Below are 24,802 nucleotides of genomic sequence, written 5' to 3'. Positions count from 1 at the left end.
CCGGCACTAAGAGAGAAGGAAACTTCGCATGACACTTCTGCAGGGCAAGCGGATCCTCGTCACGGGGATCATCACCGACTCGTCCATCGCATTCCACATCGCCAAGGTGGCGCAGGAAGCCGGCGCCGAACTGGTGCTCACCGGCTTCGACCGGATGAAGCTGATCCAGCGGATCGCCGACCGGCTGCCCAACCCTGCGCCGCTGCTCGAACTCGACGTGCAGAACCAGGAGCACCTGGATTCGCTGGCCGGTCGGATCACCGAGGTGATCGGCGAGGGCAACAAGATCGACGGCGTGGTGCACTCCATCGGGTTCATGCCGCAGACCGGCATGGGCATCAACCCGTTCTTCGACGCCCCGTACGAGGACGTCGCCAAGGGCATTCACATCTCGGCGTATTCGTATGCCTCGCTGGCCAAAGCTGTTCTGCCGGTGATGAATCCTGGTGGCGGAATCGTCGGCATGGACTTCGACCCCACCCGGGCGATGCCGGCCTACAACTGGATGACGGTCGCCAAGAGCGCGTTGGAGTCGGTCAACCGGTTCGTCGCCCGTGAGGCAGGCAAGGTCGGGGTGCGCTCCAATCTTGTTGCGGCAGGCCCGATCAGCACCCTGGCGATGAGTGCCATCGTGGGCGGCGCGCTCGGCGAGGAGGCTGGGGCGCAGATGCAGCTGCTGGAGGAGGGCTGGGATCAGCGTGCCCCGCTCGGCTGGAACATGAAGGACCCGACGCCGGTCGCCAAGACCGTGTGCGCGCTGCTGTCCGACTGGCTTCCCGCCACCACCGGAACCATCGTCTTCGCCGACGGCGGCGCCAGCACCCAGCTGCTCTAGTCCCGCCATCGTGCCCACCACATGTGATGCGCTGCTGATCCTGTCGTTCGGTGGCCCGGAGGGGCCGGAACAGGTGATGCCCTTCCTCGAGAACGTCACTCGCGGACGGGGTATACCGCCGGAGCGGCTGACCGCTGTGGCCGAGCACTATCTGCATTTCGATGGTGTCTCGCCGATCAACGGGATCAATCGCGCCCTGATCGAGGAGATCCGCGCCGAACTCGCCGAGCGTGGTGAACAACTGCCGGTTTACTTCGGCAACCGCAATTGGCATCCCATGATCGAAGACACTGTTGCCGCAATGGCTTCCGACGGTGTTCGGCGGGCCGCGGTGTTCTCCACCTCAGCCTGGGGCGGGTACTCCGGGTGCGCGCAATACCAGGAGGACATCGCCCGAGCGCGTGCAGCGGTCGGTGACGGTGCCCCGGAACTGGTCAAGATGCGCCAGTTCTTCGACCATCCACTACTGGTGGCGATGTTCGCCGACGCCGTCGCCGAAGCGGCCGCGACGCTGCCCGACCCGGTGCGGGACGGCGCCCGGGTGGTGTTCACCGCGCATTCGATTCCGGTGCGGGCCGCCGACCGGTGCGGCCCCGACCTGTATGCCCGCCAGGTCCGATACGCCTCCTCACTGGTGGCTGCCGCGGCCGGCTACGACGACTATGACGTGGTCTGGCAGTCCAGGTCCGGGCCGCCGCAGGTGCCGTGGCTCGAACCCGATGTGGGAGATCACCTCTCAGCGCTGGCCGAAGCGGGTACCAAGGCCGTGGTGGTCTGCCCGGTGGGTTTCGTCGCCGACCACATCGAGGTGGTGTGGGACTTGGACAACGAACTGCGCGAGCAGGCCGAAAGCCTCGGCGTCGCATTGGCGCGGGCCTCGACACCCAATGCGCAGCGCCGCTTCGCCGAGCTGGTCCTCGACCTCGTCGGCGAAGTGCGTGACGGCGGCGAACCCGCGAGAGTGGTTGGAGATCAACCTGTTCCGGGGTATGGCTGCAGCGTCAACGGGGCGTTTTGCACGCCCGCGTGTGAGGTCAGTGCCAGGCCGAGTGCAGGATCGCGGTGACCGCGGCGATCCGCGCCGAGCGCACGACCGCCGCCAGCGGACGCAGCGCTTCGTTGGCGATCTGAGCCTCCGACGCACTCTGCGTGCCGATCGGCATGAGTCCCGAACTGACCGTGATGATCGCGTCGACGTGCGCGGCGTTCTCGAGCACCCGCAGCGCCCGCGTCGGAGCGTGATCAGGGGCGCGGTGATGGCGACCGGTCTCCAGCACCTGCTCGACCAGCCCGCGCGGATCATCGATGCCGTCCGCGGCGCCCAGCTGCAGCGCGCCCAGCGCCTCCGCGGCCGACCGAACCGCCGACCGCAGACCGTATTCCGCCTCGCCGAGGTCGAGGTGATCGACGACGGGGCGCGACGGCAGTGAGTACACCGTCCAGGACAGTGCGCACAGTTCGGGATGCCGATCGCAGTCCGGCAGTTCGTCGTCGGTGTCGTCGTACTCGAAATCGGGGACCAGGCCGATGGTGTCGCCGATCGGGCTTGTGACGATGATCGCCTCACCGGCCGACAGGGCGTCGCTCTGGAACTGCGTGCCCGCCGCCAGGCCGCGGACATCGCCGGGCACCGGCAGCGCCACGCTGATCGCGGGCGGCCCGGCTTCGAGTGCGCGACCGGCGACCGTACGCAGCGTCTGCAGCAGCGACACCGCACCCGCATCGTCGACGTCGGGCCACGGCAGGCCGGTATGGCCGGCCGCCACCGAATCGTAGGCGATCACCGAATGCGTTGGCGCCCAGGCTGATAGCGCGTCAAGGACGTCGTCGGGTGCGGCCTTGCCGGCGAGCCAGGCATTGGCCCAGACGGAGAGTGAAACACTTGGGCACCACATGATGCTCGCAGTGTAGTGGTTCGGCACCGAACCGGCTTTCCGCAACTGCGCCGCGTACCCTGGCAGCATGCCCGCGGCGCTGATCTGGCTTGTGTTCGCGCTGGGCCTTGCCGGTGCCGAAGCACTGACCGGCGACATGTTCCTGCTGATGCTGTCCGGCGGCGCATTGGCCGCCGCCGGGTCAAGCTGGCTGTTCGACTGGCCGGTGTGGGCGGACGGCGCGGTGTTCTTGGTGGTCTCGGTCGTCCTTCTGGCACTCGTTCGTCCGGCGCTACGCCGAAAGTTCACCGCCGGAAAAGGGCTGCCCGAGCCGGTCAAGGCGCTGGAAGGTAAGAGCGCGCTTGTGCTCGACCGGGTGGCACGCCACGAAGGCCAGGTGAAACTCGACGGCGAAATCTGGACGGCGCGACCCTTCAACGACAACGATGTCTACGAGCCGGGCGACCACGTGACTGTCATGCACATCGACGGTGCCACCGCGGTCGTCTGGAAGAACGAGTAAGGAGAACTCGTCATGGACGGTGCCATAGCCGGTTTGGTTCTGCTCGCGGTGCTGGTGGTGTTCGCCATCATCGTCGTTGCCAAGTCCGTCGCCCTGATCCCGCAGGCGGAGGCGGCAGTCATCGAGCGGTTGGGGCGCTACAGCAAGACGGTCTCCGGACAGCTCACGCTGCTGATCCCGTTCATCGACAAGGTCCGCGCCCGCGTCGACCTGCGCGAGCGGGTGGTCTCCTTCCCGCCGCAGCCGGTGATCACAGAGGACAACCTGACTGTCAACATCGACACCGTCGTCTATTTCCAGGTCACCAACCCGCAGGCGGCGGTGTACCAGATCAGCAACTACATCGTCGGCGTCGAGCAGCTGACCACCACCACGCTGCGCAACGTCGTCGGCGGCATGACCCTCGAACAGACGCTGACCAGCCGCGACCAGATCAACGGGCAGCTGCGCGGTGTGCTCGACGAAGCCACCGGACGCTGGGGCCTTCGGGTGGCGCGGGTCGAACTGCGCAGCATCGACCCGCCCCCGTCCATCCAGGATTCGATGGAAAAGCAGATGCGCGCCGACCGGGAGAAGCGCGCGATGATCCTCACCGCGGAAGGCAGCCGAGAGGCGTCGATCAAGCAGGCTGAGGGCCAAAAGCAGGCCCAGATCCTGGCAGCCGAAGGTGCCAAGCAGGCCGCGATCTTGGCGGCTGAGGCCGAGCGGCAGTCCCGCATCCTGCGGGCCCAGGGTGAGCGAGCGGCGTCCTACCTGCAGGCGCAGGGCCAGGCCAAGGCGATCGAGAAGACATTCGCCGCGATCAAGGCAGGCCGGCCCACGCCGGAGATGCTGGCCTACCAATACCTGCAGACGCTCCCGCAGATGGCCAAGGGCGAGGCCAACAAGGTGTGGCTGGTGCCCAGCGACTTCGGCTCGGCGCTGCAGGGGTTCACCAAGATGCTCGGCGCACCCGGAGAGGACGGGGTGTTCCGATACACGCCGTCGCCGGTCGACGACCGTCCGGCCAAATCCGACGAAGAAGACGCAGCCGAGGTCGCCGACTGGTTCGACACGCAGACCGACCCGGCGATCGCCCAGGCGGTGGCCAAGGCCGAGGCCGAAGCTCGCGCGACCGTGTCCCCGGTGGGCGCCGCCCCGATTCCGCCGCAGCCGCAGATCGCCGCACCGGCGGTGTCGTATCCGCCGCTGTCCGAGCAGCAGGCCCCGCCGGCCGATCCGCAGTACGCCCCGCGGCAGGGTTCCGAACCGCAGTAGACCCAGAGCCTGCGGCCGCACAGCTGTCAGTTTGCTGTGACTCTGGCGGGGTCACCCCAGGGTGACTGGCCCCCTAGAGTCGTTTGCTGATATCCAGAAGTGTCCACGTCTGATGGGGGATGTGATGTCGCTTCAGGTGAATATCGGTGATGTTGCGGCCTCGGCTGCCGCGGTAGTCGGACACGGCGAGGATGTCGCGACCGCCCACGAGGCGGCGGCGAGCCGCGTCGATGCGGCATTGACTGGCTGGCACGGCGCTTCGGCGCTGGCGATGAGTGCCCTCTCCGACCAATGGCTGACCACCACGGCGGCGCTGTTGAACAAACTGAGCGATCACGCTCAGGGGCTGCATGCCAGTGCCGAGGGTTTTGCCGAGATGGAACAGCGACACAGCGAGGCGCTGGCGGCACCGGCTCAGGCTGCAAACGTGCTCACCGGTCGGACTGACGGGTGAGCTACCCGTGACGTTGACGGTTGCCGACATCGAGCGCTGGAATCCGGGCGACGTGCTTGAGGTATTCCACGCTGCGAGCAGTCGCGCCCAGGCCAGTTTCGACGCAGCGGCCGGGCTGGCGAGCTTGCCGGCGTTCCAGAGTTGGGGTGGCCAGGCAGCGGACGCGGCCAAGGCGGCGATCGGCCAGACCCGCAAAGATCTCGACGCGCATGGCAACGAGGCGTCGGCAGTGGCCGATGCCGCGCGTAGCGCGGCGGACAGCATCGAGCGCATCAAGTCTGAGCTGGCCAGCCTGAAAGCCGATGCTGAGTCTCTGGACATGGAGATCGACCCGATCTCCGACACAGTGCTGCCCGGCCCGAAGGTTCGTAACCCGATGGAGGCCGAATTGAAGCAGGCGCAGCTGCAACCCCGGCTCGACAAGATAGTGGCCGAGGCCAACCTGGTTGACATGGCGCTGGCCAATGCCATCAACATGGCAGCAGGGAAGACGCCGATTCCGTCCGGCGCGCCGACGCCGACGGCGGGTAGTCCGCCGCGATCGCTCAGCGACCTGTTGCTACCAACCTCATCGGAGGGCGCCAAGTCGGCTGGGGAAAGCGGCAACCATTGGGTTCCGTCGAAGACCGATCTGTTGATCGGCGGTGCCGGCGCGATCGCCGGCGGCACCGCCGACGGTGTGCGTCAGGCGGCACTGAACTTGATCAAGGAGTCGCCCGGGACCGGTCCGGGTAAGGCCGACCCGGGCTTGCTGAAGTGGCTGGAGGACATGAAGATCGGCGGCGTCGAGCTGCGGGGAGTCTCGCGCGTCGGCGGTGTCGTCGGCGCGGCCACCGCAATACCGGCTGTCATGTCGGACATTCACGACGGCAACTCCGTCCCCGAGGCGGTCACCCGCGAGGCGGCGGGTACCAGTATGGCGCTTGTTGTTGGTGGCGCCGCTGGCACCTTTGCCGCTGACGCGGCGGCTGGTGCGGCAATCGGATCAGTCATTCCTGGGGCGGGGACGGCGGTGGGCCTGGTGGTCGGCGCTGCCGTCGGCGGGTTCTTCGCGTTTGGCGCGTCCAAGGCGGTTGAGGCGCTGTGGGAGTGATCAGCAGGACGTTTGCCGCTTCGTGGAGCGCGATTTCTGGTGGCGGCGATGCGATTCGATGAGTTCGTTATTGAGCGAGCCATCTCGGTGTTCCCAGCCGATCAAGCTCCCGGTTGCGAGGTTCAAGTGGCGCTGCCTCCGGGCTGGGACCCCTACGACTCTGCTCCAGGAGTAGCTCTATGGGTATGTCGCAGCGACCCGCTTGCCAATGAGTTTTGCGCCAATGCGGTGCTGACGATGCATCGCGTCGAGGCCGTTCTGGATTGCGGTGCGGTGTTCGCGATGTTGGCTGACCAGCAATTGCAGTCGGTACCGGGATGTCGCGAACGAAGCCGACAACTCACGGCGGCGGAGGAGGGGTCTGGTGTCGCAGGCACACTGGCGATGGAATTCGGTCATGAATTCGGACCCCTCGACAGCATCTGCCGGTCTCGAATCATGCCTATGAAACAGGAAACGTTGATCGTGCAGCTCACCACGAGCGTGCTACGGGATTCGGCGGTGGTCCGTGAACCCATTCGATTGACTGTCCGGACCGATGTGACGGCAATGGAAGCGGAGGCAGACCATGGCAGTCGGTAGCGGGACGCATCGACGCTGGACGGGGCGCCTTCGGTTCTCCCTCGGCATCGCATTAGTACTCGTGGTCGTGCTGGCATTTCTCAAAGGGTTGGCGTGGTACTGGGCCGTTATCTGCGTTTGCGGTGCGAGTTTCGGTGTAGTGGGCAGGCGCCGCATAATGCGCGCGGGTGTCACTCGAACGCCGGAGGAAATCGTCTGCCGGTACGTTCCTTGGTACGAGGCAAGCGCCTATCTGTTGAACTTCGCGCTTCCGTTGATGGGAATCGCCGGCATCTATGCCGGGTATGTACCTGGCAATCCAGTGTGGCTACGGTTCGTCGGCATACTCCTTCTCCTCGCGACGCTTCTCATGATCTACGCCACTTTCCGTATGTGGCACCGATGTTCGTTGCGCTTCACGCCCTCGACGTTGACCATCAGGGTCGCCGACCCCAAGATCCGGCCCGGTGAGCTCACACGGGATCAGGTTGAGGCGATCACCCCCAAGTGGATCGCGAATTCGGTCAGCGGAGCCAAGGCTTTGCAGGTCGAGATCGCCTACCGCCATGGCGATTCGACTACCGATGCTCCCGAGACGGTGATGCTCGGCTTACAACTGACCGTGGAGCCGATCAACCTGTACGGCGCTCTCGTGGCGTGGCACGACGGCGCCGGTGCCGATCCGACCCAGTTGTTGGATCGGATCGAAGAAATACTTCGGGGTCGGTCAACTGCGGTTGCGCACACCTAGCGATCGCCAGACGTTGACGAGCATTACTCGGTGTGCGCCTTCCGATGGGTCCGGACCTCGAAGCCCAGGCCCACGACACCCACGGCCGCCGTGCACACCGACACCAACACCAGCAGCGGGCTGACGTTGCCGGTGAGGGCATCGCCGAGGAACACCACCGCGGTGGTGCCCGGGATCAGGCCGGCCAACGTCGCCCATAAGTACGGCATCACCCGCACGGCCGACGCGCCGGCGGCATAGTTCAGCACCGAGAACGGTACGGCGGGGATCATCCGCAGCGAGAAGATCGCCTGCCAGCCGCGCGCGCGCAGCCGGGCATCAACCGACTCGAGCGCCGGGTGACTGAACAGCTTGCTGAACTGCCACCCCAGGGCGCGCACCAGCAGCAGTGCGAGCAGCGCGCTGAGCGCACTGGCCACCACCGCGATCCCCACGCCCAACGCGGGACCGAACAACAGGCCGGCGGCCAGTGTGAACGCGGTGCGCGGGAACGGGAACACCGTGACGACGATGTGGGCGGCGAAAAAGGCCAGCGGGAACCAGACGCCGAGCGACGTTGCCCAGTCCCGCAGCTGCACCGCGTTCGGCAGCGGGACCAGCAACACCACTGCGACGAGAATCACAGCGGTGACCGCGGTGACGATGAGGCGCGTCCGGGAAACCTGGCGCGCCGTGGAGATCACCGCTGAGCGCACACTGCGCCACGTGCTGCGGGTCTTCGACGTCACGTTCACCAAGGTTACGGCCCTCCGGTGAGAACGCGCCGGGTGCGACGCCGGTTACCGACGAGTAGCCGTAGTCGGCCACGTCACGGCTGGAGTGATCATTTAGCCTGATGGTCTGATGGCTGATCCCGCGACGGGCTGCCCCATGCTGCGACAACAGGAGTTGCCGGTGTCAGTAGAGGTTGAGGAAGGCCGCGACCGCTGGCGGACCGCGGTGGCCGGCGTGCTGGCCAAGAGCAACCGGAAGGACCCGGCGGATCTGCCCGCCGAGCCCGAAAGTCTGCTGGACTCACCGACTTACGAGGGCTTTGCCATCCGGCCCCTCTACACCGCGCTCGATGCGCTGCCCGAGTCGCCGTTGCCCGGCAACTGGCCGTTCGTCCGCGGCGGCGACGCCCACCGCGATGTGGTCGCAGGCTGGAAGGTCGCCGAAGTGTTCGGTGGGCCGGGCGTTTCGGGCACCGTCGCCGACGGCAACGCCGCGGTGCTGGGTGCCCTCGGCGACGGGGTCAGCGCGCTGGTGCTGCGCGTCGGTGACACCGGCGTCGCCCCCGCCGACCTGGACCGCCTGTTGGAGGGGGTCTTCCTCGAGCTCGCGCCGGTGATCCTGGACGCCGGGGCGCAGTTCGCCGCCGCCGCCGAGGCGGTGCTGACCCTGATCGCCGGCGCCGACGCCGCCCAACGGGCCACGATGTCGATCGACCTGGGTGCCGATCCACTGACCTCGCCGCTCAGCGGCGCCGAGACCCCGGCCCTCGATGAGGTCACCCGCGTCGCCGCGAACGTGGCGGGCAGCACGGGCGTGCGCGCCATCACCGTCGACGGACCGGCGTTCCACAACCGCGGCGCCAACGCCGCGTGGGAACTCGCCGGCGCGCTGGGGGCCGCGGTCGAGTACGTGCGGGCCCTGGCCGATGCGGGCGTCGAGGTTTCCGACGCGCTGCGCCAGATCAGCTTTCGGTTGGTGGCCGACGACGATCAGTTCCTGACGATCGCGAAATTCCGTGCGGCCCGCCAACTCTGGGCCCGGATCGCCGACGTGCTCGGCCACCCGGACAGCGGAGCCGCCACCGTGCATGCGGTCACCTCGCTGCCGATGATGACCCAGCGCGACCCGTGGGTGAACATGCTCCGCACCACGCTGGCGGCTTTCGGCGCCGGGGTCGGGGGAGCGGACACCGTGACAGTGCTGCCGTTCGACGTCGCGATCCCCAGCGGTTTCCCCGGGATCAGCGCCGGCTTCGCCCGCCGCATCGCCCGCAACACTCAGCTGTTGCTGCTGGAGGAGTCCCATGTCGGGCGGGTCCTCGATCCGGCGGGCGGATCCTGGTACGTCGAGGACCTCACCGGAAATCTTGCCGCGCAAGCCTGGTCGCACTTCCAGGACATCGAGTCCCAGGGCGGATTCACTGCCGCTGCCGACCACGTCGCCGAGCAGATCGAGCAGGTACGGGCGCGTCGGGCCGACGACATCGCCCACAGACGGACACCGGTGACTGGAATCAATGAGTTCCCGAATCTGGCCGAACCGCCGCTGCCGCACTACAACTCGTCGGACACCGTCCGGCGCTACGCGGTCGGGTTCGAGGAGCTGCGGGACCGCTCCGACGCCTTCCTCGACCGTGCCGGCGCCCGCCCGCGGGTTCTGTTGCTGCCGCTTGGCCCGCTGGCCGAGAACAACATCCGTGCGACGTTCGCCACCAACCTGCTGGCCTCCGGTGGGATCGAAGCCGTCAACCCCGGCACCGTCGATGCCGCGACTGTCGGCGCCGCCGTCGCCGACAGCGGGGCCTCGGTCGGGGTGCTCTGTGGCACCGACGCCCGCTACGGCACCGACGTCTCCGATGTGGTAGCGGCCGCGCGGGCCGCGGGTCTGACCCAGATCTACCTGGCCGGCCCCGAGAAGGCGGTCGCCGAGGCCGCCGAGAGACCAGACGGCTATCTGACCGCGAAAATCGATGCGGTCAAAGCGCTTTCGTCCCTGCTCACCCGATTGGGGGCCTGATCCATGACCGCTTCAACCACGGGCACCGTACCCAGCTTCGCCGACGTACCGCTGCACGGCGACCGGCCCGCACCGGCGCCCTCCGTGGCCGCCGTCGCCGACCATGTGGCCGCTGCCGCATCGGCGCACGGCTACACCGCTGAGCAGTTGGAGTGGCAGACCCCGGAAGGCATCGCCGTCAAACCGGTCTACGTCGGCGCCGACCGCGACGCCGTCGTCGCCGCAGGATATCCGCTGGACAGCTTCCCCGGAGAACCGCCGTTCATCCGCGGGCCGTACCCGACCATGTACGTCAACCAGCCGTGGACCATCCGGCAGTACGCGGGATTCTCCACCGCCGCAGAATCGAATGCCTTCTACCGGCGTAATCTGGCCGCCGGTCAGAAAGGTCTGTCGGTGGCATTCGACCTGGCTACTCACCGCGGCTACGACTCCGACCATCCCCGCGTCGCCGGTGATGTCGGGATGGCCGGTGTCGCCATCGACTCGATCCTCGACATGCGCCAATTGTTCGACGGTATCGACCTTTCCGCGGTGAGCGTGTCGATGACCATGAACGGCGCGGTACTGCCGATCCTGGCGCTCTACGTGGTGGCCGCCGAGGAGCAGGGGGTGTCGCCGGACAAGCTGGCCGGGACCATCCAGAACGACATCCTCAAAGAGTTCATGGTCCGCAACACCTACATTTATCCGCCGAAGCCTTCGATGCGCATCATCTCCGACATCTTCGCCTACACCAGCGCCAAGATGCCGAAGTTCAACTCCATCTCGATCTCGGGCTATCACATCCAGGAAGCCGGGGCCACAGCCGATCTCGAGCTGGCCTACACGCTGGCCGACGGTGTGGAGTACCTCAAGGCCGGCCGCGACGCCGGGCTCGACGTCGACAAGTTCGCGCCGCGGCTGTCGTTCTTCTGGGGTATCGGGATGAACTTCTTCATGGAGGTCGCCAAGCTCCGGGCTGGCCGGCTGCTGTGGAGTGAGCTCGTTGCCGAGTTCGGCGCCAAGAATCCCAAATCGCTGTCGCTGCGCACGCATTCGCAGACCTCCGGTTGGTCGCTGACCGCCCAGGACGTGTTCAACAATGTCGCGCGGACCTGCGTCGAGGCGATGGCGGCGACTCAGGGACATACCCAGTCGCTGCACACCAACGCCCTCGACGAGGCGCTGGCGCTGCCCACCGACTTCTCCGCGCGCATCGCCCGCAATACTCAGCTGCTGCTGCAGCAGGAATCCGGCACCACCCGGCCGATCGATCCGTGGGCGGGCTCCTACTACGTGGAGTGGTTGACCTACCAGCTGGCCGAGAAGGCCCGGGCGCACATCGCGGAGGTCGCCGAGCACGGCGGGATGGCGCAGGCGATCAACGAGGGCATCCCGAAGTTGCGCATCGAGGAGGCTGCCGCGCGCACGCAGGCGCGCATCGATTCGGGTGCCCAGCCGCTGATCGGCGTCAACAAGTACCAGGTCGACGAGGACCAGGACATCGAGGTCCTCAAGGTCGAGAACAGCCGGGTGCGAGCCGAGCAGATCGCGAAGCTGGCGCAGTTGCGCAGTGAGCGGGATGAGCGCGCGACGCAGGCCGCGCTGGACGACCTGTCCCGTGCCGCGGCCGCCTCGGGTCCGGCCGGTGAGGACGGCTTGGGCAACAACCTGTTGGCCCTGGCGATCAATGCCGCCCGCGCCAAGGCCACCCTCGGCGAGATCTCCGACGCCCTGGAGAAGGTGTACGGCCGGCATCAGGCCGAGATCCGCACCATCGCCGGGGTGTACCGCGACGAGGTCGGGAAGGCCCAGAACGTGAGCACCGCAACCGAATTGGTGGAGAAGTTCGCCGAGGCCGACGGCCGCCGGCCTCGCATCCTGGTCGCCAAGATGGGCCAGGACGGCCACGACCGCGGCCAGAAGGTCATCGCCACCGCGTTCGCCGACATCGGCTTCGACGTTGACGTCGGTTCGCTGTTCTCCACACCGGAGGAAGTCGCGCGCCAGGCCGCCGACAACGACGTCCACGTGGTCGGGGTGTCGTCGCTGGCCGCCGGTCATCTGACGCTGGTGCCTGCGCTGCGCGACGCACTGGCCGAGGTGGGGCGACCCGACATCATGGTGGTCGTCGGCGGTGTCATCCCGCCCGGCGACTTCGACGAGCTCTATGCCGCCGGCGCGACTGCGATCTTCCCGCCCGGCACGGTGATCGCCGACGCCGCGGTCGATCTGCTGCACAAGCTCGCCGAGCGGCTCGGCTACAGCCTGTCCTGATGCCCGACATCCCCGGACTGGCCGAGGCGATCCGCGGCGGCGATCGTGCGGCGCTGTCGCGGGCCATCACGCTGGTCGAGTCGACCCGTGCCGATCACCGCGATCAGGCCCAGCAGCTGCTCCTGGAGCTGATGCCCGACGCGGGGAAGGCGCTTCGCGTCGGGATCACCGGCGTCCCCGGGGTGGGCAAGTCGACCACCATCGAGTCGTTGGGGATGTACCTCATCGAGCGGGGGCACCGGGTCGCGGTGCTGGCCGTCGACCCGTCGTCCACTCGCACCGGCGGTTCGATTCTGGGCGACAAGACCCGGATGGCGCAGCTCGCCGTGCACCCCGACGCCTATATCCGCCCTTCGCCCACCTCGGGGACGCTGGGCGGGGTGGCCAAGGCGACCCGGGAGACTGTGGTGCTCGTCGAGGCCGCCGGATTCGACGTGATCCTGATCGAAACCGTCGGTGTCGGGCAGTCCGAGGTGGCCGTCGCCAACATGGTGGACACCTTCGTCTTTCTCACCCTGGCCCGCACCGGCGACCAGCTTCAGGGCATCAAGAAGGGTGTGCTGGAACTCGCCGACATCGTCGTGGTCAACAAGGCCGACGGGAAGCACGCCACCGAGGCCAAAGCAGCCGCTCGTGAGCTGACCGCCGCGATACGATTGATCTATCCTCGTGAAACACTCTGGCGCCCACCGGTTTTGACGATGAGCGCGGTGGAGGGCACCGGCCTGCGGGAGATGTGGGACACGGTCTGCCAACACCGCGACGTGTTGACCAAGGCGGGCGAGTTCGACGCCCGCCGGCGCGCGCAGCAGGTGGACTGGACGTGGTCGATGGTGCGCGACGCGGTTCTCGACCGGGTGCTGAACCACCCGGCCGTGCGAACGCAGCGCGCGGAGATCGAGCGGCAGGTGCGCGACGGCGAGTTGACCCCCGCGCTGGCCGCACAACGAATCCTCGACGCGGCCGACCAGTCAAACTGACGCCCCGTGCGTCAAGCTAACAAAATGGCAACAATTTGTTACAGGTGTGCTTAGACCGATTAAATTCTCAGCTGTGACTCAGGCGACTCCCGGACACGACGCACTGCCCCACGGGCTGCAGGGCGCCGCCGATCCGCACTTCGCCTGCGCGTTGCGCAATTTCTCCGCGATGTTCCCACATCCCCGGTTCGGGGGCGGCGCACTGGCGGTCTACCTCGACGGGCAGCCGGTGGTCGACGTCTGGACCGGTTGGTCGGACCGACGGGGACGGCAGCACTGGTCGGCCGACACCGGCGCGATGGTGTTCTCGGCGACCAAGGGGGTGGCCTCGACCGTCATCCACCGGCTGGTGGACCGCGGACTCATCGACTACGACGCACCCGTGGCCGAGTACTGGCCGGAGTTCGGCGCCAACGGCAAGGCCGCGATCACCGTGCGCGAGATGATGCAGCACCGCGCCGGTCTGGCACATCTGCGCGGAGTGCGCAGGCGCGACCTGCTCGACCACGTGGTCATGGAGGAGCGCATCGCGGCGGCGCCGGTCGGCCGGAACTTCGGCAAGCCCGCGTACCACGCGCTCACCTACGGCTGGCTGCTGTCCGGGCTGGCGCGCGCGGTCACCGGGATCGGCATGCGTGAGCTGATCCGCACCGAGGTGGCCGCGCCGCTGGACACCGACGGGATCCACCTTGGCCGCCCGCCCGCGGATGCGCCGACCAAGGCGGCGTCGATCATCGGGCCCCAGATGAACATCCCGAACCCGTTCTTCAACAGCGTCGCGCCCAGGATCGCGGCCTTCGAGCTGTCTGCCATCTTCGGCTCCATGTACTTCCCCGGCATGAGATCGACGGTGCAGGGTGCCATGCCGTTGCTGGACAGCGAGCTGCCGGCGGCCAACGGGGTCGCCACGGCACGCAGCCTGGCCCGCATGTACGGCGCCATCGCCAACGGCGGCGAGATCGACGGCAAGCGCTTCCTGTCCGCGGAATTGGTCGCGGGCCTGACCGGCCGGCGCAATCTCACCCCGGATCGCAATTTGATCCTGCCGCTGGCATTCCACCTCGGCTATCACGCGCTGCCCATTCCGGGCGTGCTGCCCGGCTTCGGTCATGTCGGACTCGGCGGGTCGCTCGGGTGGGCAATTCCGGAGGCGGGGCTGTCATTCAGTTTCGTACACAACCGGCTGCTGACCCCGTTTGTGCTGGCTGACCAGGCCGGCTTCGTGACGACCGCCGCGCTCATCCGGCGCGGCGCCGCGTCGGCTCGCAAGCACGGCTTCGCCCCGGTCGCCGAGTTCGGTGCTCGGTTCCCGCGGCCGGTATCAGGGGTCGTCGCGGGTTAGCTCCGCGTCACCTCACCGTTCTGAGCCCTTGCTGTGAACCCCGATGTTCGGGAAGTTGCCTGGTCGGAGGGTTCCAAGACGCCTACGCCGGCCTCGCCAAACGTCCCCTGTCGGGGCGCCAGCTAACTTTCACAGGGAGTTCACAAGACGCCCTTAAGCGGGTGATAAATGTCACGGGGTGTCCGCTGAACCGCGCTAAAGATTCCGTTCCGGGAAAAGTTCGCCCATTATCTGCGAATAGCCGGTCATTTATCGAGAACCGTTTGCTGACTCAAGCTGTGAAATATCAGTGAAGGTAGAATCGACACCTCTGCCGGCGAGTATATGTGGCCTGAATCACGTTTTCATGGTTTCTGATATCGAAATCTCAGCCTACTCTCAGGTTAGTAGCCATCTCCTGTGTAACGGGACGGTAGCTGCAGGCTAGAGGGTTTTCTGATCCTGAGGCGCGGTAGCGGAAACTCTCAGGGACGCCACGTTATGACGACGGGGTGGGACACGGTTCAGCGTGACATGCGGCATTATTGAATGGTGGTTGGCAAGCAATTCGGATTCGTCGTGGAGGCTTTTCCGGTGAACCCATATCCCAAATTTGCTATAACGCCTCCGATGCCAAATTGTGGCTGAATTGCGATAGTAAACACCCTGCAACTTCGCACTTGGACCCCCGGAGGGGGTTTTCGGCGGTGTCTGGGGGTTTGCCTAGATGGCAAAGAATTTGTAAAGCTGCAGGTAGAGGCGCTTTTTAGAATCGCTCGATAAAGCGCTGCCGCTGTCTAATCGGGTGCCGCGAGGGAATGGGCAGCAATCAGATATGCGCCGGACCAGCCAACCTCTCAGGGCCAAAGGTCACTTTGTCCAAACCCTAATCAAAAACTCGAAACATTTGTCGCGCACTTAACGAAAAACAGCTAGGCTACCGAGGACATTGGCAACTTTGACGTGGCGCGCGGAGCTACAAGGTCGGGATGGGTTGCCTTGGCAAGTGCCAAGAGAGGTGTGAGCGGACGTGCGTCAGACATCTGTCACCCCCATCGCCGTCGTCGGCATGGCGTGCCGGCTGCCCGGTGGTATCGACTCTCCTCACAAGCTGTGGGAAGCGTTGCTCGACGGCGCCGATCTGGTCACTGAAGTTCCGGCCGACCGGTGGGATGCTGACGACCTCTACGACCCGGAGCCCGGCGTGCCCGGCCGGTCGGTGTCGAAGTGGGGTGCCTTCATCGACGATGTCACCGGGTTCGATCCCGACTTCTTCGGCATCAACGAGCGCGAGGCCACCGCGATGGATCCGCAGCACCGGGTGCTGCTGGAGACCAGCTGGGAGGCCGTCGAGCAGGCGGGCTTCACCCCGTCCTCGCTGTCCGGCACGTCGACCGGTGTCTTCATCGGGATGTCCCACGACGACTACGCCATGGTCACCAGCGACGCCGGCGCCTTCGATCAGGCCTATGCCTTCACCGGCAACCCGTTCAGCATGGCCTCGGGCCGCATCTCGCACGCGCTCGGTCTGCACGGCCCGGCGCTGACCACCGACACCGCCTGCTCCTCGAGTCTGGTCGCGGTGCATCAGGCCTGCCGCAGCCTGCACGCGGGCGAAAGCGACATGGCCTTGGCGGGCGGCGTGATGCTGATGCTGGATCAGCGCCTCTACGCCTCGTCGTCGGGGCAGGGCATGCTGTCGCCGACCGGACGCTGCCACTCCTTCGATGTCGCCGCCGACGGATTCGTCCGCTCCGAGGGCTGCGGGATCGTCGTCCTCAAGCGGCTCGACGACGCCCAGCGTGACGGCGACCGGGTGCTGGCTGTCATCAAGAGCACCGCCTCCAATCAGGACGGCCGCACCGAGAACATCCTGACCCCGTCGCGCGACGCACAGGTCTCCGTATTCCAGGCCGCACTGGAGGCAGCCGGCGTCGACCCCGCCACCGTGGGCATGGTCGAAGCACACGGCACCGGCACGCCGGTCGGGGACACCATCGAGTTCACCAGCGTCTCCACTGTCTACGGCACCGACGGTCCCTGCGCCCTGACGTCGGTCAAGAGCAACTTCGGCCACGCCGAGTCTGCGGCGGGCGTTCTGGGTCTGATGAAAGCCGTCCTGGCCGTGCATCACGGCGTTGTGCCGCAGAACGTGCACTTCACCGAGCTGTCGGAGAAGAACGCCAAGGTCAAGACAGGGATGTTCGTCCCGACCGAGAACATCCCCTGGCCCAAGGACGGTGGACCGCGCCGCGCGGGCGTCTCGTCCTACGGCATGTCGGGCACCAATGTGCACCTGATTCTCGAGCAGGCCCCCGAGGTCCCGGTGGTCGTCGAGTCCGCCAAGCCCGACGCCGCGAAGGAGTTGCTGGTCTTCCCGGTGTGCTCGAGCTCGGTGGAGGAGCTGCGCAACACCGCGGCGCGCCTTGCCGATTGGGTCGAGAGCGCAGGCGAGGAGCTTTCGCTGCGGGACCTGGGCTACACGCTGGCCCGACGTCGCGGACACCGCCCGCTGCGCACCTCGGTCATCGCCGACGATCGCGCCGAGCTGATCGCCGGCCTGCGTCATGTCGCCGAGGGTGACGACCCGTTCCAGCCCGCTGTCGGGCAGGACGACCGTGGCCCGGTCTGGATCTTCTCCGGCCAGGGCTCGCAGTGGGCGTCGATGGGCACCGGTCTGCTGTCCACCGAGCCGGTCTTCGCCGCGAAGATCGCCGAGATCGAGCCGCTGATCGCCGCCGAATCCGACTTCTCGGTCACCGAGGCGATGACCGCTCCCGAAACCGTCGAGGGCATCCATCGCGTCCAGCCCACGATCTTCGCCGTCCAGGTTGCGATGGCCGCCACCATGCGCTCCTACGGGGTCCAGCCCGGAGCGGTCATCGGCCACTCACTGGGTGAGGTCGCCGCCGCCGTCGTCTCCGGCGCGCTGTCCCTGGAGGACGGCGTCAAGGTCATCTGCCGTCGCTCGCTGCTGTGCCTGCGGCTGGCCGGCGGGGGAGCGATGGCGTCGGTCGAGATGCCCGCCCAGCAGGTCCGTGAAGAACTCGAACAGCAGGGCATCGAGGACGTGGTGGTCGCCGTCGTGGCGTCGCCCAAGTCGACGGTGATCGGCGGTGACACCGACACCGTCCGCCGGATCGTGGCGGGCTGGGAAGCACGCGAGATCATGGCCCGCGAGGTCAACGTCGACGTGGCGTCGCATTCGCCGCAGGTCGACCCCATCCTCGACGAGCTGTCCGAGATGCTCGACGACATCACCCCGATGGCCCCCGAGGTGCCTTATTACTCGGCGACCTCCTTCGACCCGCGCGAGCAGCCGTACTGCGACGCCGACTACTGGGTGGACAATCTGCGCCACACGGTCCGGTTCTCGGCCGCCGTGCAGACCGCGCTGGAAGACGGGTTCCGGGTGTTCGGGGAGCTGTCCCCGCACCCGCTGCTGATTCGCGCGATCGACCAGACCGCCGCCACGCTGGACATCTCCGTCGCCGCGCTGGCCGGTATGCGGCGCGGCCAGGACGTGCCGCACGGCATGGGCGAATTCCTCGGTGACCTGTACTCCGCGGGTGCCGAGGTCGACTTCTCGGTGCTGTACCCGGTCGGCCGCCTGGTTGACGCCCCGCTGCCCACCTGGGCCCACCGCAACCTGGTGCTGATCCCGGACGGCGCGGAGAACCAGACCCGCGGCACCCACCTGGTCGCGGCCCACCCGCTGCTGGGGTCGCACGTCCGACTGCTGGAGGAGCCCGAGCGCCACGCCTGGGCGGCCGAAGTCGGTACCGGTGCGCACCCATGGCTGGTCGATCACCAGATCAACAACGTCGCCGCGTTGCCCGGCGCGGCCTACTGCGAGATGGCACTGGCCGCCGCGCGCACCATTTTCGGTGACGACGCCGAGGTCCGCGACGTCACGTTCGACGCGATGCTGCTGCTCAAGGATCTGACCCCGGTCAGCGCCACCGCCTCGGCGGAAGCCCCGGGCGTCCTGCGGTTCATGGTCGAGACCGATATCGACGGCGAGCGTGAGCAGCGCGCCAGTGCGGTGCTGACCGCGCGTGAGGCCGGCGAGCAGCCGCAGCCCTACGACATGGACGCGCTGCAGAGCGCTCATCCCACCCGCGCCGACGGCGACGGGGTTCGTCAGTGGTTCGACGGCCGCGGTGTCCAGTTCGGCCCGGCGTTCACCGCGCTGCAGGCCGTCAACGCCGCCGACGAGGACGCTGACACCGTGCTGGCCGAGATCGGCCTGCCGACGTCGATCCGCAACCAGCAGACCTCGTACGGCGTTCACCCGGCGCTGCTGGACGCCTGCTTCCAGTCGGTCGCGGCCCACCCGGGCGTGCAGGCCTCCGGCACCGGCGCGCTGCTGCTGCCGCTCGGGGTGGACCGGTTGCGCGTGCACGGCGCGGTGCGCAACGCCCGCTACTGCCTGACCCGGGTGACCTCACTCGACGGCTCCACTGTCCAGGCCGACATCGATCTGCTCGACGACTACGGGACGGTGCTGTTCACCGTCGAGGGTCTGCGCATGGGCAGCGGCATGTCGGAGAGCAACGAGGGTGACCGGGTGCTCAACGAGCGCCTGCTCGGTATCGAGTGGCGCCAGCATCAGCTCGCCGAGGTCACCCAGAACAACTCGGCGACCTGGCTGCTGGTCAGCACCTCCGACACCGTGGACCTGCTGGCCTCGGCGCTCACCGATGCACTCAAGCTGAACGACGCCGACGTCACCACCATGTCCTGGCCGCAGCAGGCCGACCACGCCGGCAACGCCGAGCGGCTCGCGTCGTACTTCGCGCAGGGCGGGTTCGACAATGTCGTCGTGGTGTCCCCGGCGCGCATCGCCGGCTGCCCGGAAGAGCAGATGCCGCTGCGCGGGGGAGAGCAGGTGCGCCACCTGGTCCGGATCGCCCGCGAGCTCGCCGACACCGCTGGCGAGCCGCCGCGGTTGCATGTCGTCACCCGTAACGCCCAGTCGGTGCTGGCCGACGACCGGCCCAACCTCGAACAAGCCGGCCTGCGGGGTCTGCTGCGCGTGATCGGTGCCGAATACCCACAGCTGCGGCCCAGCCAGATCGACGTCGACGACGACGTCGACGCCAAGCTGGTCGCCCGCGCACTGCTCACCGGTTCGGAAGAGGACGAGACCGCCTTCCGCGCCGGCGAGTGGTACTCCGCGCACCTGTTCCCGAGCCCCCTGCAGCCGGACGAGCGCTACACCACCGTCGTCGACCACTCCCGCGACGGCATGCGCCTGGAGATCCGCGTCCCGGGTGACATGCAGACGCTGGAGCTGGCAGCGTTTGACCGGATCCCGCCGGGACCGGGCCAGATCGAGGTCGCGGTCACCGCGTCCAGCCTGAACTTCGCCGACGTGCTGCTGGCCTTCGGCCGCTATCCGAGCTTCGAGGGTCTGCACCCTCAGCTGGGTATCGACTTCGCCGGCGTGGTCACCGCGGTCGGTCCCGACGTCACGTCGCACCGGGTCGGCGATCACGTGGGCGGTATGTCGCCCAACGGCTGCTGGGGCACATTCGTGACCTGCGACGCCGACGTGGCCGTCACGCTGCCGTCCGGCCTGCGCGACGACCAGGCCGCGGCGGTGTCCACCGCCTCTGCGACCGCCTGGTACAGCCTGGTCGACCTGGCCAAGATCACGGCCGGGGACAAGGTGCTGATCCACTCCGCGACCGGCGGTGTGGGTCAGGCCGCGATCGCGATCGCGCGGCACTTCGGCGCGGAGATCTTCGCGACCGCAGGCACCGAGGAGCGCCGCGACATCCTGCGCGGCATGGGCATCACCAACGTCTACGACTCCCGCAGCGCCGCCTTCGGTGAGGAGATCCGCCGGGACACCGACGGCTACGGCGTAGACATCGTGCTGAACTCGCTGACCGGCGCCTCGCAGCGGGCCGGTGTCGACCTGCTGGCCTTCGGCGGACGGTTCGTCGAGATCGGCAAGAAGGACATCTACGGTGACACCCGCCTCGGGCTGTTCCCGTTCCGCAAGAACCTGTCGTTCTACGGTGTCGACCTGGCGCTGATGGCCACCACACATCCCGCCCAGATCCGCGAGCTGCTCAACACCGTCTACCGGATGACCGCCGAAGGTGTGCTGCCGCAGCCGGAGACCACGCACTACCCGCTGGCCGACGCCGCCACCGCCATCCGCGTGATGGGTGCGGCCGAGCACACCGGCAAGCTGCTGCTGTCGGTGCCGAAGGTCGGCCACAGCAGCGTGGTGGTGCCGCCGGAGCAGGCCAAGGTGTTCCGCCGCGACGGCTCCTACATCATCACCGGCGGCCTCGGCGGGCTTGGTTTGTTCCTCGCCTCGAAGATGGCCGACGCCGGCTGCGGCCGGATCGTGCTGAACTCGCGGTCGGAGCCGAAGCCGGAAGCGCTGGTCGAGATCGAACGCATGCGCGCCGCCGGAACACAGGTCGAGGTCGTCAGCGGCGACATCGCGCTGTCGGAGACGGTCGACCGCCTGGTGACGGTGGCCACCGCGACCGGTATGGCGGTCCGTGGAGTGCTGCACGCGGCCGCCGTCGTCGAGGACGCCATCCTGCCCAACATCACCGACGAGCTGATCGACCGGGACTGGGCGCCGAAGGTCTACGGCGCCTGGCATCTGCATCGGGCCACCACGGCACAGCCGCTGGACTGGTTCTGCTCGTTCTCCTCGGCGGCCGCCCTGATGGGCTCGCCGGGACAGGGCGCGTACGCGGCGGCCAACAGCTGGCTCGACGGGTTCACCCACTGGCGTCGTTCGCAGGGTCTGCCTGCCACGGCTATCGCGTGGGCGGCGTGGGACGAGATCGGCGCGGGCAAGCACCTGGCCGCCTCCGGCGACACCACGATGATCAGCCCCGACGAGGGTGCTCGCGCCTTCGAAGCGCTGCTGCGCCACGACCGCGCCTACAGCGGTTACGCGCCGATGATCGGGACGCCGTGGCTGACCGATCTGGCCGCCCGCAGCCCGTTCGCCGAGGCCTTCAAGGCCAGCGGCGACCGTCCTGCGGACACCAGCACGTTCCGGGCGGAGTTGCACGAGTTGCCGGTCGAGGAATGGCCGACTCGGGTGCGTCGTCTGGTATCCGAGCAGCTCAGCCTGATTTTGCGTCGCTCGATTGATCCGGACCGGCCAATTTCCGAATACGGTCTGGATTCGTTGGGCAACCTGGAACTGAGAACGCGTATCGAAACTGAAACGGGAATACGCGTCCGATCGATGGACATAACGACTGTCCGGTCGTTGGCCGACAGCCTGTGCGAAACACTGGCCGGCGTCATAACGTCAGCTGCATCCCGCTAACTGGGTCGAAGGGGTATTTAGGGTGGTTGCACTTACCGCAATCCATGACTGGGTGGACGCGCCGGGAAAGGTCGTGTCGTGGAGCCCGTCACCGGCGTGCCTGAAGAAGGTTCAGGACGCACCGGTCAGCGATGTGCCTGCGAGCTACCAGCAGGGTCAGCACATTCGCAGCTACCGCAATCACACGGCCAACGGCCTGGAGATGGCGCGGCTCCTGATCCCGGCGTGGAACATGCCGGGCAAGTGCGACGTGCGCGCGATGACCTTCGTCATCAACGCCTACCTGCGCCGGCACGACACGTTCCACAGCTGGTTCGAGTTCGTCTCCGACGACAGCGGCACCGACCGGCTGGTCCGGCACACCGTGGACAACCCGAACGACATCCAGTTCGTGGCCACCAAGCACGGCGAGATGAATTCCGCGCAGTGGAAGAAGCACGTGCTCGACACCCCGAGCCCGCTGGAGTGGGACTGCTTCCGGTTCGGTGTGATCCAGCGTGACGATCACTTCACGTTCTACGTCAGCGTCGATCACCTGCACGCCGACGCGATGCTGATGATGGCGCTGTTCGTGGAAATGCACATGAACTACGAGGCGCTGGCCGGCGGCGGAGCACCGCTGCGCCTGCCCGAGGCCGGCAGCTACCAGGACTACTGCGCGCGTCAGCACGAGTACACCGAGCAGCTGACCATGGACTCGTCGGATGTTCGCGGCTGGCTGGACTTCCTGGAGAGCAATGGCGGCACCATGCCGACGTTCCCGCTGCCGCTGGGCGATCCCTCGGTGCATTGCAGCGGCGACCTGCTCACCGTGCAGCTGATGGACGAGCACGAGACCGACCGCTTCGAGTCGGCCTGCACCTCGGCGGGTGTGCGCTTCATCGGCGGTGTGTTCGCCGCCGCGGCGCTGGCCCACCGGCAGGTGACCGGCGACGACGACTACTACGTCATCACCCCGACCACCACCCGCAGCACGCCCGCGGAGTTCATGACCACGGGCTGGTTCACCGGCGTGGTTCCGCTCTCGGTGCCGGTCGCCGCCCGCAACTTCGCCGAAGTCGCCCGGGCCGCTCAGGAGTCCTTCGACTCCGGGATGCCGCTGGCCAACGTGCCGATCGAGCGGGTCTACGAGCTCGCCGACACCGAGGAGACCCCGCGTATCCGCCCCGCCGGACCCGGCGTCCCGATGCTGTCCTACCTCGATGTGGGCCTGCCGCCGCTGAACCCGGTGATCATGTCGCAGTGGTATGCGCGGGGTGGGCACATCTACACCGATCTGGGCGCGGCCAATCAGGTCGGCATGTGGGTCAACCGTCGTGCCACCGGCACGATCATCACCGTCGCCTACCCGGACAACCCGATCGCCCGCGAATCGGTCGCCGAGTTCGTCGAGCTGATGAAGTGCATTTATCTCCGGGTGGCCGACGGCCGATCCGAGCTGGTCTCGTCGTCTCGCGTGCCCATCGCGACGGTCTGACCCGGTGGGGAAGCCCAAACCTGACAACGTAGTGCCCTACGCCGATCAGGCGTTGTTGTTGGCGCTGCGTGGCGCCGGCCAAGAAGCCGTCATGCAGCTCATCTGGATCTACGAGCATCCTGTCGACCTCGACGGTGTTCGGCGATTCCACCAGAACTTCGGCCGCGGGCTCGTCGGCCGGTTGGTCGAGACCTCACCGCTGCCGTTCGGTCGGCACCGGTGGGTGTCTGTCGCCGGGCCACAGGCGCCGCTGGAGATCGCCGAGCAGCCGCGACCGCGCGAGGAGCTGTGGGACTGGGCGCATGAGCAGGTGGAGCTGCCGCTCGACCCCGAATATTCGCCGGCCTGGCGGATCGGCGTCCAGTCGTTCACCGACGGGAACACCGCGGTGAGCCTCGTCGTGTCGCACACCGTCGTCGACGGCGGCGGCATCGTGGCGTCGGTCATCGCCGCGGTCCACGGTGCCGGCAAGGACCTCGGTTATCCGCCCCGGAATTCCCGCACCCGTTCGCGCGCCGTGCTGGAGGATCTTCGTCAGCTCGGATCCGACCTGCCGGAGATCGGGCGGACCCTGGTCAAGGCGGCCAAAGTCGCAACCCGTCGCAAGGACGAGCTGGTGCGCCCGAGCAAGCCGGTGTCGGCGCCCGCTCACGGTGATGGGAAGCCGGTCATGATTGCCTTCACGACCGCCGTCATCGACAAAGAACTGTGGGACCAGCGCGCGAAAGACCTTGGCGGGAACCACTTTTCGCTGGTAGCCGGATTTGCCGGCAAGCTGGCGCAGAACCTCGGCCGAACCCGTCCCAGTGACGGTGCGGCGACGCTGATGATTCCGGTCAGCGAGCGTGACAGCCCCGGGGACACCGGCGGCAACGTCGTGACCATCGCCAACGTGACGTTTGACCCCGCCCCGGTCGCCAAGGATCTCTCCGGCGCCCGCTCGGCGATCAAGAAGGGTTTGATCACCGCGCGTGAGAAGCCCGACGAGATGGTCGAGCTGCTGCCGCTGATCCCGTTCCTGCCCAAGCGGGCCATGGGTCGGATGGCCGACATGGCCTTCAACTTCTCTTCCGACGTACCGGTGTCGTGTTCGAACATGGGTGACGTCCCCGATGATCTGCTGCAACTCGACGGAACACCGTCGGAGCGCTTCTACTTCGGCGGGGTCGACCGCAACCTCACCCTCGACGTCCTCGAACGACGGCGCGGCCTGATGACGGTGGCGTCGGCGCGCGTCGGCGGTATGGTCATCGTTCCCGTGATGAGCTACCAGCCGGGCGCCGACAACTCACGTCAGCGCCTGCGTGGGGTGATCACCCAGACCCTGGCAGAGTTCGAACTGTCCGGCATCGTCGAGTGAGGTTGCGCA

17 protein-coding genes are annotated in these 24,802 nt (G+C 67.3%); 15 read left to right on the top strand and 2 right to left on the bottom strand.

Going from position 1 to position 24,802, the window contains the following annotated elements:
• Window positions 1-28 precede the first annotated feature (28 nt).
• Together inhA and Y900_RS00690 are read left to right on the top strand one after the other, a co-directional pair.
• On the top strand, window positions 29-835 hold the full coding sequence (gene inhA / locus Y900_RS00695) for an NADH-dependent enoyl-ACP reductase InhA (protein ID WP_036337827.1): 807 nt from the start codon (window positions 29-31) through the stop codon (window positions 833-835).
• Window positions 836-845: 10 nt separating this feature from the next.
• Complete coding sequence (locus Y900_RS00690) at window positions 846-1,901, top strand: ferrochelatase (RefSeq protein WP_036337824.1); 1,056 nt, start codon at window positions 846-848, stop codon at window positions 1,899-1,901.
• On the opposite strand, the gene Y900_RS00685 is transcribed toward Y900_RS00690, so the two are convergent.
• Window positions 1,870-2,730 carry an Rv1486c family protein gene (locus tag Y900_RS00685; RefSeq protein WP_036345452.1) on the bottom strand — a complete coding sequence of 287 codons (861 nt, stop codon included), beginning with the start codon at window positions 2,728-2,730 and terminating at the stop codon, window positions 1,870-1,872. The genes Y900_RS00690 and Y900_RS00685 overlap by 32 nt on opposite strands.
• A gap of 67 nt (window positions 2,731-2,797) precedes the next feature.
• Between Y900_RS00685 and Y900_RS00680 the strand changes: the two genes are divergently transcribed.
• The 6 genes from Y900_RS00680 (at window position 2,798) to Y900_RS00655 (ending at window position 7,348) form a co-directional block, all read left to right on the top strand.
• On the top strand, window positions 2,798-3,232 hold the full coding sequence (locus Y900_RS00680; RefSeq protein WP_036337822.1) for an NfeD family protein: 435 nt from the start codon (window positions 2,798-2,800) through the stop codon (window positions 3,230-3,232).
• A 12-nt stretch (window positions 3,233-3,244) separates the two neighbouring features.
• Entirely contained in the window at window positions 3,245-4,489 is a 1,245-nt protein-coding gene (locus Y900_RS00675) for an SPFH domain-containing protein (protein ID WP_036337819.1), read from the top strand.
• 112 nt (window positions 4,490-4,601) lie between these two features.
• Window positions 4,602-4,943 carry a WXG100 family type VII secretion target gene (locus Y900_RS00670; protein WP_051659804.1) on the top strand — a complete coding sequence of 114 codons (342 nt, stop codon included), beginning with the start codon at window positions 4,602-4,604 and terminating at the stop codon, window positions 4,941-4,943.
• A 7-nt stretch (window positions 4,944-4,950) separates the two neighbouring features.
• The gene (locus Y900_RS32925) at window positions 4,951-6,036 is read left to right on the top strand and encodes an Rv0964c family protein (RefSeq protein WP_237752467.1); all 1,086 of its coding nucleotides are present in this window, start codon (window positions 4,951-4,953) and stop codon (window positions 6,034-6,036) included.
• A gap of 48 nt (window positions 6,037-6,084) precedes the next feature.
• On the top strand, window positions 6,085-6,618 hold the full coding sequence (locus tag Y900_RS00660; protein ID WP_036345443.1) for a hypothetical protein: 534 nt from the start codon (window positions 6,085-6,087) through the stop codon (window positions 6,616-6,618).
• A 61-nt stretch (window positions 6,619-6,679) separates the two neighbouring features.
• Window positions 6,680-7,348 carry a hypothetical protein gene (locus tag Y900_RS00655; RefSeq protein WP_237752465.1) on the top strand — a complete coding sequence of 223 codons (669 nt, stop codon included), beginning with the start codon at window positions 6,680-6,682 and terminating at the stop codon, window positions 7,346-7,348.
• A gap of 23 nt (window positions 7,349-7,371) precedes the next feature.
• On the opposite strand, the gene Y900_RS00650 is transcribed toward Y900_RS00655, so the two are convergent.
• Complete coding sequence (locus Y900_RS00650) at window positions 7,372-8,076, bottom strand: TVP38/TMEM64 family protein (protein ID WP_036345440.1); 705 nt, start codon at window positions 8,074-8,076, stop codon at window positions 7,372-7,374.
• A gap of 142 nt (window positions 8,077-8,218) precedes the next feature.
• On the opposite strand from Y900_RS00650, the gene mutA reads away from it, so the two are divergent.
• From mutA to Y900_RS00615, 7 genes are all read left to right on the top strand, one after another.
• Window positions 8,219-10,078, top strand: a complete 1,860-nt coding sequence (mutA, locus tag Y900_RS00645; RefSeq protein ID WP_081844942.1) for a methylmalonyl-CoA mutase small subunit — start codon at window positions 8,219-8,221, stop codon at window positions 10,076-10,078.
• A gap of 3 nt (window positions 10,079-10,081) precedes the next feature.
• On the top strand, window positions 10,082-12,337 hold the full coding sequence (gene scpA, locus Y900_RS00640) for a methylmalonyl-CoA mutase (RefSeq protein ID WP_036337813.1): 2,256 nt from the start codon (window positions 10,082-10,084) through the stop codon (window positions 12,335-12,337).
• Window positions 12,337-13,317, top strand: coding sequence for a methylmalonyl Co-A mutase-associated GTPase MeaB (gene meaB / locus Y900_RS00635; RefSeq protein WP_036337810.1), 981 nt, complete (start codon window positions 12,337-12,339; stop codon window positions 13,315-13,317). The genes scpA and meaB overlap by 1 nt, the downstream gene beginning before the upstream one ends.
• A 73-nt stretch (window positions 13,318-13,390) precedes the next feature.
• Window positions 13,391-14,659: an esterase/beta-lactamase LipL gene (gene lipL, locus Y900_RS00630; RefSeq protein WP_202807772.1), complete on the top strand. Its 1,269-nt coding sequence runs from the start codon at window positions 13,391-13,393 to the stop codon at window positions 14,657-14,659.
• A gap of 1,009 nt (window positions 14,660-15,668) precedes the next feature.
• Entirely contained in the window at window positions 15,669-21,956 is a 6,288-nt protein-coding gene (gene pks2 / locus Y900_RS00625; RefSeq protein WP_036337805.1) for a sulfolipid-1 biosynthesis phthioceranic/hydroxyphthioceranic acid synthase, read from the top strand.
• Between the two features lie 22 nt (window positions 21,957-21,978).
• A complete protein-coding gene (locus Y900_RS00620; RefSeq protein WP_036337801.1) occupies window positions 21,979-23,433 on the top strand; it encodes a condensation domain-containing protein in 1,455 nt (484 codons plus the stop codon).
• Between the two features lie 4 nt (window positions 23,434-23,437).
• A complete protein-coding gene (locus Y900_RS00615; RefSeq protein WP_051659802.1) occupies window positions 23,438-24,793 on the top strand; it encodes a hypothetical protein in 1,356 nt (451 codons plus the stop codon).
• Window positions 24,794-24,802 lie beyond the last annotated feature (9 nt).

Source organism: Mycolicibacterium aromaticivorans JS19b1 = JCM 16368 (genome assembly GCF_000559085.1).
GTDB classification, from domain to species: Bacteria; Actinomycetota; Actinomycetes; order Mycobacteriales; family Mycobacteriaceae; genus Mycobacterium; species Mycobacterium aromaticivorans.
The sequence above is the reverse complement of the archived record's forward strand: the minus strand, read 5'-3'. Positions and strand labels throughout refer to the sequence as shown.